Origin of the sequence: Paenibacillus sp. FSL E2-0178, from assembly GCF_038593005.1 — a bacterium.
GTDB classification, from domain to species: domain Bacteria; phylum Bacillota; class Bacilli; order Paenibacillales; family Paenibacillaceae; genus Paenibacillus_AQ; species Paenibacillus_AQ phytohabitans.
In genome coordinates this window covers 1,459,405-1,473,317 of the sequence record NZ_CP151953.1, presented here as the reverse complement: position 1 = coordinate 1,473,317, position 13,913 = coordinate 1,459,405, and the positions used below count along the sequence as shown (strand labels likewise).

Below are 13,913 nucleotides of genomic sequence, written 5' to 3'. Positions count from 1 at the left end.
GAAATATCTGATTGGTGAAGATAAGTCAAATTAGTTAATTTTTTGTCGGTAATTGTTGTATTTCCATGGATTATTTTAAGAATTGAGGAGGATGGTGGGAATGAGGTGGCGAATATGTAGTTTTGAAAATGAGTCTGGTTCATGTTTGAAGTTGGTTTGGACTATGTGTTTCTTATAAATCCGCTGTTCAGAAAGGATTTGAAGAACGTCTTCCTAAACAGCTCACTTATGACCAAATAACTACGAATTATTTGGAGGTCTAAAGAAGTGTCATGACAGAATTAACTATTCCATTTATATTACGTGCAGATGAAGAAAGAGAAATAAAAGAGAAAATAGATCATTGTAATTTACAAAGCAATAATATTATCGTAAGTGGTGATTCGGGCTGTGGGAAAACATCCTTAATAAAGAAAATTTTAAAAGAATATGTTTCTAATTCGGAATTTTTTGTGATTTATTTAGACTTGAATGCTGATTTATTATCAACTTCTTCTTTTTTTGAAATATTCTTATTCAATGTTTGGAATCCAATTGTATGTAATGAAGATCCATTAATGAGCATAGGTGAAAAACAATCATTTAAATCATTTATGACTAGAAAAATGTGGAGAAAAGGGGCTGCCAAAAGACTTTTTCAAGTAGTAGTTGAAAGTATTTCAGCGATTCCTACGTACGGCTCGACACTGAGCACTCTTTTAAAGGGAGAAAATAGTGATAAAAGTGAAAATAATAACGTTATCGATATGGCAGATAACATTGGGGAATATCTAAGCTTTGTTTCTAAAACAAAAAAAATTATTTTATCAATTGATAATTATCAATTTATGCAAAACAATATTAAGGTTCTTTTTGAAACTTATCTTCAGAGAATTAAAAAAAACATTTCATTTATTACAATTTATAGGACTGACAACATACAACTCAATCTGCCGTTATGCTTTGGGAATGATCGTAAATCTATTGAATTATCTAAATTCAAAGCTGAAGAGATCCTTAAATTGTTAGACAAGATGTACATCAGTAATACTTCAAATGAAAATATAGCCAACGATTGCTACAGTAAAACTTCAGGGAATTTGAAAGAAATTGAATTATACTTAAAAGATAACCATAAATCTATAATTGAAGGCACATTAAGTATTAGTAAAACACGTTCAATGAAACAAGTTTTACTTCTAATGCCTGATATTCAAAGATATTTGGTATTAATTTCCGCTATGTTTCCTGCAGGCTTAAAAATTGAATATGTATCTAAAATATTAAACGATATTTTAGTATTAAATAGTGATGATCTATTATTACATGAATTACAAAAACTTATTGCACTTGGTTATATTGTTGTAAACAGTGTTAATCATGATCTCGTAAAACCCGCTCATGAAAAAATAACCTTGTCCTTGAATAAAATTGCTAACGAGGATGAATTTGTTGAATTTTATAACAGTATAAAAGCTACTCTAGAAAATCTAATTGCGCATAAGATTCACGATAAGGATTATGTTTATATTTTACATTGTGTTATAGGTTTATATAATAGTAAGCAACTTTTAGAAAAGATGGATTATTTAATAGATCTTATAAAAATCGAATATGAACGATGTGCTTACTATTACATAGTGAGTATATATAAGCAGACGTTGGATTTGATTGAACATCTTCCTGAAATATGTTTGAGAAAAATACTAGATTCAATTCAAAAAACTTCGGAATTTTCTTTAGGAATAAATTTATTGAATATATTAAAGCAAAAAAAACCTAGTATGTATAATAAATACAGAATTTACGAAGTGAAATTTTTAACTCAATCCTATGATTTCGAAATGGCTTTAGAAGAATTAACATACATTCCTTCTAATAACGAAACTTTACTTTATCAGCTAAATATATTACAGCATATTGGTAAGGATATTGAAGCCCAACACTTGGTAAGAGAGATCCTAGATGCAGAAGATTTCGATAAATGGTTTTATTTAGTTTTAAGGAATTCAGCGCACTATTTTACCTATGATGAGGCAGTTTACAATTTAAAACGGACACTTAAGTTTTTTATTAATTCCGGGACATTATTTGAAAGAGCAACTGTTCTGAATAATCTTGGTGTGATAACTATTTGGAATCAAGAGTTTTCAGAAGCTATATATTATCTAACTGAGGCACTAAATATACATAAAACAATAAATTCAAATGAAATTTTTGAAGTTTTCTGTAATTTGGGTGTGCTTGAATTCTTAAGAAGAAATCTTGAAGGAGCCAAAACTTATACAAATAAGGCTCTAGAGACAGTACCTCAGAGCCTTTCTTTAGACCATATTATTTTACAACTCAATCGACTAATAATTGACTTGAATTCTAAAGTAATTTCCCCTCAAGGTGTTTATCAAGAAATTTTGCAAATGTATAATAATTCGATAATAACTAAAGATCCTTGGGTGAGATTTCAAGTTGTTTACAATCTGTATAGCTTAGAATTAGCTTTAAATCTTAGTATTACTGAATATCCCAGAGAATACTATATTGACAAGAATCTCGAAAGAAATTTAACCTGTTTTGAGATTTTTGTAAATGTTCATTTGGATGGTTTAGACTTACCAATGTCACTAAGTTTATCTCCTAATTGGAGATATTAATGGTTTTATGATATTTTTCAACTAAATAATGTATTCCTTCATTTTGAATTGCTGGATTGAGAAGTATGTTTGCAATTATTTCCGCGAGAAGATTCACATCTTCATTAGAATAGTTTAGGTTGCTTATACAAACAGTGCCTAATCGAATACCTGAGGTTATATCAGGAGAGGTTTGATCGCCTGGTATTAAATTCTTATTTACGAGAACATTATTTTCATAAAATCTTGATTCTACTAAATTCCCTGTTGTTTTTAAAGCTCCGACATCAATTAGGATTAAGTGAGTATTTGAAGTCCCAGTTACAACAGTTATATTTCTTTCGACTAATTTTTTGCATATAATTTTAGAATTGTCTTGTACCACTTTTGCATAATTCTCCAGATTAATTGAGCTTAGTTCAACCAATGCAATCATTTTTGCAAATTGAAGGGATTGAAGGGGCCCCCCTTGTGAAATAGGGAAAATTGAATATGCTATTAATTTGCTAAATTCACATTTATAAATAAGGATTCCACCTTGCGGTCCTCTTAAGGTTTTATCCATAGTGAATGTTACAAAGTCAGCATGGGGAAATACAGCAGGATAAGTCTTCCCAAGAACATATAAAGCAGTGTGACATATATCGGCTAATAAGAAGGCATTATATTTATGGGCTATTAGAGCAATTCTATTGTAATCAATTTGTAATGGATAGGAGGAAGCTCCAACAATTATTAGTTTAGGCTTGTTTTTTTGAGTTAGCTCTTCAATTTCATCATAATTAAATTCAAATTCAGGAGTGAGGTGATAATTTATTACTTTATTTTGATTTTTTGATATTTTATTGTGAGAGATGTGACCGCCATCTTTAGGGCTTAAACTCAGAACAACATCATTTTCTGATAATACCGCGTTATACACAATTTGATTGGCTTGAGTACCGGAATGAGGTTGAGTTGTAACATTATAATTTGTATCTAAATCGAAGAGTGTTCTTACAAGTTCTTCGGAATAAATATCAATATCCTCGATACATTCAAATGCTGGAAAAAATCTTGATCCACTTACTCCTTCTGTTGGCAATGTGAAAATGGGATATCTTTGTGCGTCTATAACACTTTCGAAAGGATAACTACAGCAAGCCTCCATATTTATGTAATTATTTTGAACAGAATGATAGGAATCAATTATTTTGTTTACTCGTTGATACTTTTCTCCAAGAAATCCATTTAATAAATACATCATTTACCTCCAAATAATTCGTAGTTATTTGGAGGTCTCAAGCCGGTTGCGCGGATTAAATTGAGAAAGTACATCTTTCTTTCGTTTTACTGATACTTCGGTGTATATTTCTGTGGTGCTCACGCTAGAATGACCTAAGATTTCCTGGACAGCTCGTAGGTCAGCTCCATTCTCCAGTAGCTGGGTAGCAAATGAATGACGGAGATAGTGCGGGGTTGATTTTTCATTAATACAGGCCAGCTTTCTGTACTTAGCAAATATATCTTCAACACCATAAATGGATAGAGCTTGACCATATTTGTTAAGAAAAAGAGTATCGCTTTGTGGACGGAATAACTCCCTTACAGCTAACCAATTGTTGAGTTTGTCAATAAGCTCAGTGCTAGATAAATATAACAGCCTCTCTTTGCGTCCCTTTCCGAAAATAATAACTACTTGATTTTTTAAATCAATATCTTCCAGTTGAATTTGTGCAAGTTCGCCAATCCGGATTCCAGTTGAAAATAACAAATCGATAATGGCATCATTACGAATAGATAAGCGGGTACGGAAAGGGGACGCAAAATGTTCTCTGTCCTTCAGAGGTGATTGCAACAATCGTTCTATTTCTTCAACTGCTAGTGTTTTCGGAATTCGTTTTGCAGTTTTGAATTTTCTTCCGAAGTTGTTGAGCGGGGATTGGTCAATCCAGCTTTTCTGGACCAAGAATAAAAAGAAAGCTTTAAACGTTATGTATTTTCTCTTAATTGTGGAATCCTTAAGGATTCCTGCACTGTTGAAGCTGTGAAAGTAGCTATGCAGGATATCGCTTGTAATTGCCTCTTCTTTATTTTCTTTCAGCCAGTTATGAAGTCTATTTAAGTCTGATACATAAGCCTTGATAGATTTAGGTGAAAGGTTTTTTTCGATAATTAGAAAAGATATGTATTTTTCAATGTATTCATCTAATGCTGAAACGGAAATTGCCAATGATATTCCTCCTGATGTTTAAGTATCTTTAAAATGGATGTTCAAAGTATAACAAAGCCTTTCGGTAAAGGGGGAAATAAGAAATATATATTTATATAATCAAATAGACGAATATGAATGTTACAGCATATAACTCACCTATCCCTTATGTATGATTGGATTTCATTATGTACAATCTGTGAACTGTAGTATATTGGACTTAGATTCGTCTGATGAGGGAGGCATATTCTATGTCAATTGCAACAACGATGATTATCCGGCTGGAGATCCGCAAGTCTCAAGCGTCTTTCGGGGATGTGGCAGCAAGGCTCGCGTCTGCGGGCGGCGATATCGTGGCGATAGACGTCATCCGTGGCGGCAAGGACGTGACGACCCGGGATCTTACAGTAAATGTGCAGGATGCGGCCAATGAAGAGATTATAAGTGTGCTTAGGAATATGCCGGGTATAAAAGTCATTAACGTTTCCGACCGGACCTTCCTGGCCCATCTCGGCGGCAAAATTGAGATTACTCCGAAGATGCCGATCAAGAACCGGGAGGATCTGTCCCTGGTCTACACACCTGGTGTGGCCCGTGTCTGTATGGCGATTGCCGAAGATCCCGCAAAGGCCTATTCGCTGACGATGAAAAGAAATACGGTAGCTGTCGTTACCGACGGCACCGCAGTGCTCGGGCTTGGCGATATCGGACCGGAGGCGGCGATGCCGGTGATGGAAGGGAAGGCCATGCTGTTCAAGCAGCTGGCGGATATTGATGCTTTTCCGCTGTGTCTGGACACGAAGGACCCGGATGAAATCATCCGGATTGTGAAAGCGGTTGCTCCCGGCTTCGGCGGAATCAATCTGGAGGATATCAGCTCTCCGCGCTGCTTCGAGATTGAGCGGCGGCTGTCAGCCGAACTGGACATTCCGGTCTTCCATGATGATCAGCACGGCACCGCAGTGGTAGCGCTGGCCGGTCTGCTGAATGCACTCCAAGTAGTGGACAAGGTTATTGCCGATTGCAGAATTGTTGTCGTTGGCATCGGTGCGGCGGGCGTGTCGATCTGCCGCCTGCTGCTGGCGGCGGGCGCGAAGCAGATCTATGCCGTGGACCGGGCAGGGATTCTGAACCGGGACGAAAACTACTCCAATCCCGAATGGAGCTGGCTGGCCGATGCAACGAATCCGGAGAATCTGAGCGGAGGCCTTGACGAAGCGATTCGCGGTGCGGATGTATTCATCGGCGTCTCCGGTGGAGGGATTCTACAGGTGAAGCATCTGCAGACCATGGCCCCGGACAGCATTGTGTTTGCTATGGCCAACCCCAACCCGGAGATTGAACCGGAGCTGGCTGAGCCTTTTGTCCGCGTGCTGGCTACCGGAAGAAGCGATTATCCGAACCAGATTAATAACGTTCTCTGTTTCCCGGGGATCTTCCGCGGAGCGCTGGACTGCCGGGCGAAGACCGTGAATCTGGAGATGAAGCTGGCGGCGGCACAGGCCATCGCTGCAGTTGTCCATCCGGATGAGCGGAATGAGCAGTACATTATTCCGAGTATTTTTAACGAAAAGGTAGTGGAGCAGGTGCGTCTTGCTGTTATCCAGGCAGCCATCGCTACCGGCATAGCGCGGCGTATTCCGCCGGATATTAACTGAGCGGAGAGTGTTAACCCGGATAGCAACTTGAATACTGACAAGGCAAATGAAGCTGCGGCCACTATGGCTTGCGGCTTTTTGCAATTTGGGATTTATGCATTATTAATAAGATGGCCGAGGGTTTGGCGGAGGCGGAGGCGAGAGGCAGGGAAGCAGTTGGATTTTCTCCACTTGCTCATGAACGGAGAAGCCCTCGCCAGGAAACAGGTGGATAATCAGCACTTACTAAGCTGCAAATAGGTCAGAGTGGAGAAAAGACATGGAATTAAATATCGTTTATCCGACCAATTAGTTAAGATGCAATGAAAGTCCCGAATTAAGATACAATTATCCAACTATTATGCAAGTGCCAGTTGTAATTACGATCTGATTTTAAAGAAAGGAATCAGGTGTTCTCAGACTATCCACATCCAATTAAAGCATGGTAAAATATATAATTGAAAACATCTATTCAATTATTCGGGAGGCGCTATGAACCGCAGAATTCATATTATGGGAGCTTCCGGAGCGGGGACTACCACACTTGGCAAGGCGCTCGCGGCAAGGCTTCCGCATGTTCATCAGGACAGTGACGATTATTTCTGGGAGCAGAAATATAGTAAGCAAACACCGGTTGCAGCGCGGCTAAGCAGATTGCGGGCCGATTTGGAGCGGCAGGAGCCGTGGATTCTGTCCGGTGCGGTCTGCGGATGGGGAGACGGGCTGCGCGATACTTTTGATCTGGTGATTTTCCTGTGGATACCTGAGCAGCTCCGGCTGGAACGCTTACGGGCGAGGGAATATCAGCGCTATGGCGATGAGGGTCTGCCTGGGGGAAGCAAATATGAGGATGTCGAGACCTTCATGGAGTGGGCGGCGCTCTATGATACGGCTGGACCGGAGGTCCGGAGCCGGGCGCTGCATGAGGAATGGATGGCCGGGCTGAATTGTGATGTTGTACGTTTGGAAGGAGATATGCAAGTGGAAGAACGGGTGGCGGCTGTACTGCACCATATGTCCCGGTAAATCCCGGCATGACCTTATAAGGCATTGTTTTTTACAATATAAGCTATGGAAAAGAGGGCTAAACATGAAGAAGATCGTGCGTGCGCTGCTGCTTCCCGGAGTCATGCTTATGCTGCTTACGTCCTGCAATACGGAAACTACTCATTTCAATTATACGTTCAAAGGCGAGAGCGAAACCTGGTCGGCTGTATATGAGCAGACAGCAAGCCAGAAGCTGATCATCAAAAATGACAGGGTGAAGGATTCCGATACCAGCAAACGATTTACGTTCCAGCTCCATTATAAAGGTGAACAGTCCGATCTTGGAGAGATGAAACAGCTCAAATACGAATATAAAGCCTCTAGCGGCGGTGGCGGAAGTCAGACTATGGAAGGTCCAATACCTGTAGCACTGATGAAGATGAGCGGCGCTGGAAGCGGTTCTTTTGCAAAGGAAGATTCCGTCATTAAAGTAAATGTGGAATGGGACGGTCACAGTGAGGAATTTGAACTTAAGAATGAAAAGCAGGGCAAGTAGAGGCTAATTCCATAGAGAATTAGTCTTTTACATAGATAATCATGTTGTCACTGATTAGGAGAGGCTGCCCATGATGAAAAAAGAGAGGGTTGCGGTGGAATGAGCTTAGGGCTGGTTAGGCATTTCAGAGTGCAGCACAAGCCGGAGCGGACCTGGCTGACTGGAGAGCAGTTCAATCTATGGATACAGGGATATGAGACAGCCCCAATTCAGCAACCGGGACATAAGAGCAATATGCAGAAGTGGGATATTTGTCTGTGCAGTGATCAGGCGAGAGCGGTACATACGGCAAGTTATTTTGATGCTCAAGAGTTCGTATATACGGAGCAGCTGAGGGAAATTGGTATAGCAGCCCTGCAGTTAGGTGGATTTAAGCTAAGCGGACTGCGCCTGCCTCTCTCCTGCTGGCTCGTACTTGCACGTTTGTCCTGGACTGCCGGTCATCGCTCTCAACCGGAGAGCAAAGCGGCTGTTCTGCAGCGTGCCCATATGGTAATAGATTCTCTAGCGGCAGAAGCTGAAGCAGCTGCAGCGGAAGGACGTGTGCTGATCGTCAGCCATGGAGCGTTCATGAAGGTACTGGACAGGGAACTCCGGCGCAGGGGCTATAAGGCAGAACGGATGTTTTTTCCGCGCAATGGGCAATTATTTCTGTATGAGAAAAAATAAAGAACTCACAAATATATGAAAGCGGGGGCACAGACTATGGTAACAATCGAAGAAATCGGCATTGAATCGCTTAAGGCGCTAAATACGCTGTACGAAGAACTGATTGGCGGACCGACAGATCCGGTGAAGCTGGAGACGGCATTCAGGGCCATCCGGGAGGATAGCCGGTATGTGTTATTGGGTGCCTTTGTAGACGGGGAATTGCTGGGCTCTATGATGGGGATCGTCTGCCAGGACCTCGTTGGGGATTGCCGTCCGTTCATGGTGATTGAGAATGTAGTGGTCTCTTCGCGTGCACGCCGGCAGGGCGTTGGCAAAAAACTGATGACCGCCCTCGAAGACATCGCCCACGAGCGGGACTGCTACTATATTATTTTCGTGTCGGGAGAGAAGCGGAAGGAAGCACATGTTTTTTATGAGAAGATGGGCTACAAGGAAGAGCGGGTGGAGGGGTACCGTAAGCATTTGAGCTCGCATTAGGTGGATAAGGTGCAAACGAGTAGAGGGAAGCTCACAAGCGTAGGAAATCATAAATTGCATAACATTATCGAAGGTAACAATAAGGGCCTGCCCCCCGTAGTATTTGAGCATGGCTGTGGTTCATCTGCCTTGTTATGGTCGCTTGTAGCCCCCGAAATTGCCAAGGTTACACAAGTCATCGAATATGATCGCGCAGGTTACGGATGGAGTGAGCCAGGGCCGTTCCCGCGTAGCAATGAGCAGTGTATATCAGAGCTTTATGAGCTGCTGCTGCAGGCTGGAGTTGAGGGGCCTTATATTTTTGTGGGTCATTCCTACGGAGGATTAAATGTAAGACTGTTTACCGGGAAATATCCGCAGCTCGTGGCAGGGGTTGTGCTGGTTGATTCCATGCATGAAGATGAAATAACAGACCGTTTTCCGGAAGAACATGTTAAGGGACAGCTTATGGCTGTTAAGTTCTATTCTGTATTAAAAGTACTGTCTAAGATCGGAGTATTGAAGATTCTTTCGAGTTTCAAAAAGTTCCCCGGGTTCTCTGCAACCATTAGCCCTTTTTCAAAGCAGACCCGGACGCTTTTATGGAAGACATCGTTTCAGAAAAAGACTATTGCGGCCATGCATAGTGAATTCTCCAATGTGCAGGATGGTTACCGGAAAGTCAGGGAGTTGCCCGCAACAGATATTCCCTTGATTGTCATCAAATCAGGTGTAGTCAATGAATTCTATCCCGGGACTTCAGAAGATACGAAGAGAATAATCAGAGCGAAGCTCCTGGAAGCGGCAAATGATCTGACGAACTGGTCAGTCAACGGGAAGCTGGTTGAAGCATCGGGCAGCGGACATAACATACATATTGAGAACCCGCAGATTGTTGTTGATTCAATTGTTGAGATCCTCAGAACTACATCTCTGACTTAGATTAGATGAAGCCTTCGAATCAGTCATAAATGGATTATTCAGTAAAGCTGGGACATCCACGTTCCAGCTTTAATTGTATTTGATACAACTAAAAAGAAGGATTGGGGTTCCAAATGTAATTTAGTTGCATTCTCTACAACTAAAAACCTGCTTATTCTCTTAGGGAGCACTTTTCTTATTTTTAGTTGTACTGAATACAGTTAAACTTGGAAAATCCGGCTTTGCCTCGTTTTTAACTGTATGAAATACAATTATCCCGCTAAGCTATACTTTGTACTAGATTTCATCCCCCGTAGTAGCCTTAATATTCTTCTCCAGAGCGCTTTATCACCTCTCCCCCCAAAATTACCGTTTGACCATCCCGATGACAGCGCTTTATAATCCCTTCATGAGTGGCGGACCAGTGGTCATGACTACAGAAGGCGGGGGACAACTGTGAATCAAATATGCAAAGTGCTGATTGTGGACGATGAAATTCTGGTCCGGCAGGGGATTAAGTATGTCCTGGACTGGGAACGCGAAGGATTTCAGATTGTAGGTGAAGCGGCCAACGGGCAGGAAGCGCTGAATTCGCTGCAGACCCTGCAGCCGCATATCATCATTACCGATATTGTGATGCCGGTGATGGACGGCGAGGAATTAACACGCCTAGTGAAGCGGGATTATCCGGCTACAGAGGTAATCGTGCTGAGCAGCTTCAGCGAGTTCCATTATGTGCGCTCCACCTTCCAGAATGGGGTAGCCGATTATATTCTGAAGCCGAAGCTGGAAGCCGGGTCGCTGCTGCAGGTGCTACAGAAGACCCGGGAACGTATCCCGGGACTGGGCGCTTCCTCGGCTGGAGTTCAGCCGGAAGCGGCACCCCAGCGGCTGGATGCCCTGCTCAGCCGGATGATCTCAGGCTACCGGCTGCAGCCTGAAGGCGAGGAGTTCGTGAAGCGGCAGCTTCCGCAGGACTGCTTCAGCTTCCTCGGCTGGGAGACCGGACCAGCCGGTGTTACCGGTGCTGACAGCAATGCAGCCACCGCTGGTGCCGATAACGCAGACAATGACGCAGACGCATTGGCAGCCATCACCGCAGCTGTAACCGGGGAACTGGAACGGACTGTTCCAGGACTGGTGCAGTGCATCATCCCTGGCGGTGAGCCGAATGCGGCACTGCTCCTGGTCAACCTGCAGGAAGAGCAGTGGCCGGCGCTCTTGCAGGTTGTGAATATGCTGGCCCACGCCTTGGCCGGACAAGAGCCTGAGCTGCGCATGACCCTGAGCCGGGCTTTCGGTTCGCTTAGCGAGGTGGCAGCGGTCTATCAGGAGAGTGTTCTTAAGCTGCGGCAGTACCGCTTCTTTTTGCCGGATCAGGTACTGCTGGTCCACGATGAGCTGCCGCAGAGGGAAGCACAGCTGCCGAAATTCAACCTGACCCAGTTCACGGAGCAGCTGAAGCGCCAGCAGCTGGAGGAGGCGTTCGGCGATCTGCATCAGCATGTCGATGCGCTAAGCCGGCAATATGATGGGGATGTGTTTCAGTTCAAGTCCTTCCTCGGCAATATTATCTTCAATGTGACGAATCAGTTCAGCCATCTGGGAGAGCTGGAGGAAGGGAAATACGGGCTGTTCCGGGCCATAGATGAGGCAGGCTCTGCGGATGAGGCCGTGCAGGTTCTGGATCATTTTCTCGCCCGGGTCATGGAATTGACTTCATCGGCAGCACTGACCCCGGGCAGTAACGCCAATATGACCAAGCTGCTCCAGTACATGGAGGAGCATTACGCGGAGCCGCTGAGTCTTACGGAGCTGGCCCGTCATTTCCATTTCAACCCTTCTTACCTGTCCAGTCTGTTCACGACGTATAACCAGGAGGGCTTCAAGGAGCATCTCAATACGATCCGTACGGGCAAGGCGGCAGAATTGCTGCGGGCAGGCGAGGCGCCGATTTCCGAGATTAGCAGCATGGTCGGATATGGCGATCACAGCTATTTTTGCAAGGTGTTCAAGAAATACACCGGCTTGTCCCCGAGCGGCTACAGACGTCAGCATTACGGACAGGAGTAGAGCCTATGCGCAGATATTGGGATCGCTTCAAATTCCACAGCCTGTTCATCAAAATATTCATCGTGATGCTGGTCAGCATTATTGCTGTAGCCATCGCTTCTTCATGGACCACCGTCCGTATGTCGGAGAAGCTGTTCATGAACACCTTCAGCATTACGAATACCAAGGTGATCAGCCAGATTAAGGCGAGCTTCGAATCCTTTCATTATTCGATCGTTACCGCCACCAACAACACACAGCTGAGCGGCACCATTAAGAGCTTCCTGACGGAAGAGGACTCGAATTCCCTGCGGGTGCTGCGGACCTATTACAATATGACCACGCAGATGAAGAAGATCCAGTCTACTCTGGACTCCTACCAGGTCGGGATCAAAATCATGGGCAAAAACGGACGCAGCTATTCCACCAATACGAACAATCTGCTGATGAGTGACCAGGAGCTGCAGCAGCATGAGCTGACCAGGAATACACTGGCTGAGCCGAAACGGCTGATGTACCAGTTCTATGAGGAGAGCAGTAAGGATTCCCCGCAGAAAGAGGCTGTGATCGTAGCCAGCAAAGCACTCATGGAACGCACAACGGGCGATATTTACGGAACCTTGTATTTTACCATTCATGAGCAGGATTTCCGCCCCTTCTATGCAAGCTTTGTCAGCACGGGGAACGATGTGGCGATTCTGAACAGGGATGGAGTCATAGTCTCCAGCAACCGCAGTGATCTGATGGGCCAGCAGGCGGAGGATTTACTGCAGTTTGCCAGGGAGATCGAAGAGAAGCAGCTGGATTACAAAAATGTTGATTTCCGCGGTACGGATTCCATTCTGATTGCAGATTATCTGTCTTCCTATGATTTCTATATTGTGAATCTGATTGATAAAAAGACGGCTCTAGGCCAGATGGTCAACGGTAAAATGGTGGTGCTGATCTGCTCCGCCATCGTAATCGTAGCCCTGATCGTGGTGTTTCTGATCTTCAGAAGGCTGACCCGGTCGCTGACCCTGCTTACCCGGCAGATGTCCAAAATCACCCAGCGGAACTTCCATAATTACATCACGGTAACCGGAAGCTTTGAATTTCAGGAGCTGGGACATGCCTATAACTATATGCTTGATGAGCTGAATGAGTATGTGGAGAAGCTGGTCGAGACGCAGAAGGAGCAGCGGAATGCCGAGCTGGCGGCCCTGCAGCATCAGATTAACCCGCATTTTCTGTATAATACGCTGGCCTCGGTCAACTTCCTGGTGCAGCAGGGCAGCCAAGAGAAGGCGGTTCATACGATTCATGCCCTGATCTCGATGCTGCAGAATGCGCTGAGTAACGTCAGTGAGAGCATCACCGTGACCCAGGAGCTGGAGAATCTGAAGTCCTATGTGTTTATCAACCATGTGCGCTACGGGGAACGGATCAGAGTGAATTTCTTCATCTCACCGGACTGTATGGACTTCCATCTGCCGAAGCTGATCATTCAGCCGTTTATTGAGAATGCTTTTTTTCATGCGTTTACGAAGAAAAGCGGCGGATATATCCATATCCTCATCTCCCAGGATGCCGGATCCCTGCTCTGCGAGGTTGTCGATAACGGAGACGGTATGGACACCGTTGAAGCCGATCTCCCCATGTCCGGGCCTGCAAGCAAGCGCCAGCTGTTCACCGGGATTGGGATCAGGAATGTGCATGACCGGCTGGTGCTGATGTATGGCGAAGAGTACGGGATTACTATTAAAAGCGTACCTGGTGAGGGGACAGCCATTAAAATCCGCCTGCCGCTGATCCCGGGACAAAAATAATACCAATATCCAAAAAAAGAACAA

Annotated in this window: 11 protein-coding genes; 9 read left to right on the top strand and 2 right to left on the bottom strand. The window is 44.0% G+C overall.

All coding sequences use genetic code 11. From position 1 onward, the window contains the following. Positions 1 to 272 precede the first annotated feature (272 nt). Complete coding sequence (locus MHI42_RS06930) at positions 273 to 2,630, top strand: hypothetical protein (RefSeq protein WP_342423269.1); 2,358 nt, start codon at positions 273 to 275, stop codon at positions 2,628 to 2,630. Here the strand turns inward: MHI42_RS06930 and MHI42_RS06925 are convergent. Continuing rightward, a complete protein-coding gene (locus MHI42_RS06925; RefSeq protein WP_342423268.1) occupies positions 2,614 to 3,855 on the bottom strand; it encodes a hypothetical protein in 1,242 nt (413 codons plus the stop codon). The two genes, MHI42_RS06930 and MHI42_RS06925, sit on opposite strands and share 17 nt — an antisense overlap. Positions 3,856 to 3,876: 21 nt before the next feature. Continuing rightward, a complete protein-coding gene (locus tag MHI42_RS06920; RefSeq protein ID WP_342423267.1) occupies positions 3,877 to 4,821 on the bottom strand; it encodes a tyrosine-type recombinase/integrase in 945 nt (314 codons plus the stop codon). Between the two features lie 230 nt (positions 4,822 to 5,051). Here MHI42_RS06920 and MHI42_RS06915 point away from each other — a divergent pair, with 230 nt between their 5' ends. The 8 genes from MHI42_RS06915 to MHI42_RS06880 all read left to right on the top strand — a co-directional run bounded on the left by MHI42_RS06915 (position 5,052) and on the right by MHI42_RS06880 (position 13,889). After that, positions 5,052 to 6,458 carry an NAD-dependent malic enzyme gene (locus tag MHI42_RS06915; RefSeq protein ID WP_342423266.1) on the top strand — a complete coding sequence of 469 codons (1,407 nt, stop codon included), beginning with the start codon at positions 5,052 to 5,054 and terminating at the stop codon, positions 6,456 to 6,458. A 471-nt stretch (positions 6,459 to 6,929) separates the two neighbouring features. Further along, positions 6,930 to 7,463, top strand: a complete 534-nt coding sequence (locus tag MHI42_RS06910; RefSeq protein ID WP_342423265.1) for an AAA family ATPase — start codon at positions 6,930 to 6,932, stop codon at positions 7,461 to 7,463. 64 nt (positions 7,464 to 7,527) lie between these two features. Next, positions 7,528 to 7,980 (top strand): hypothetical protein, encoded by a 453-nt coding sequence (locus MHI42_RS06905; RefSeq protein WP_342423264.1) that lies wholly within the window; start codon positions 7,528 to 7,530, stop codon positions 7,978 to 7,980. A 99-nt stretch (positions 7,981 to 8,079) separates the two neighbouring features. Next, positions 8,080 to 8,649, top strand: a complete 570-nt coding sequence (locus MHI42_RS06900) for a histidine phosphatase family protein (RefSeq protein ID WP_342423263.1) — start codon at positions 8,080 to 8,082, stop codon at positions 8,647 to 8,649. Positions 8,650 to 8,685: 36 nt separating this feature from the next. Continuing rightward, positions 8,686 to 9,129 carry a GNAT family N-acetyltransferase gene (locus MHI42_RS06895; protein WP_342423262.1) on the top strand — a complete coding sequence of 148 codons (444 nt, stop codon included), beginning with the start codon at positions 8,686 to 8,688 and terminating at the stop codon, positions 9,127 to 9,129. A 54-nt stretch (positions 9,130 to 9,183) separates the two neighbouring features. After that, positions 9,184 to 10,050 carry an alpha/beta hydrolase gene (locus MHI42_RS06890; protein WP_342423261.1) on the top strand — a complete coding sequence of 289 codons (867 nt, stop codon included), beginning with the start codon at positions 9,184 to 9,186 and terminating at the stop codon, positions 10,048 to 10,050. 435 nt (positions 10,051 to 10,485) lie between these two features. Continuing rightward, the gene (locus tag MHI42_RS06885; RefSeq protein ID WP_342423260.1) at positions 10,486 to 12,102 is read left to right on the top strand and encodes a response regulator transcription factor; all 1,617 of its coding nucleotides are present in this window, start codon (positions 10,486 to 10,488) and stop codon (positions 12,100 to 12,102) included. A gap of 5 nt (positions 12,103 to 12,107) precedes the next feature. After that, a complete protein-coding gene (locus tag MHI42_RS06880) occupies positions 12,108 to 13,889 on the top strand; it encodes a sensor histidine kinase (RefSeq protein ID WP_342423259.1) in 1,782 nt (593 codons plus the stop codon). The last annotated feature ends 24 nt before the right edge of the window (positions 13,890 to 13,913 follow it).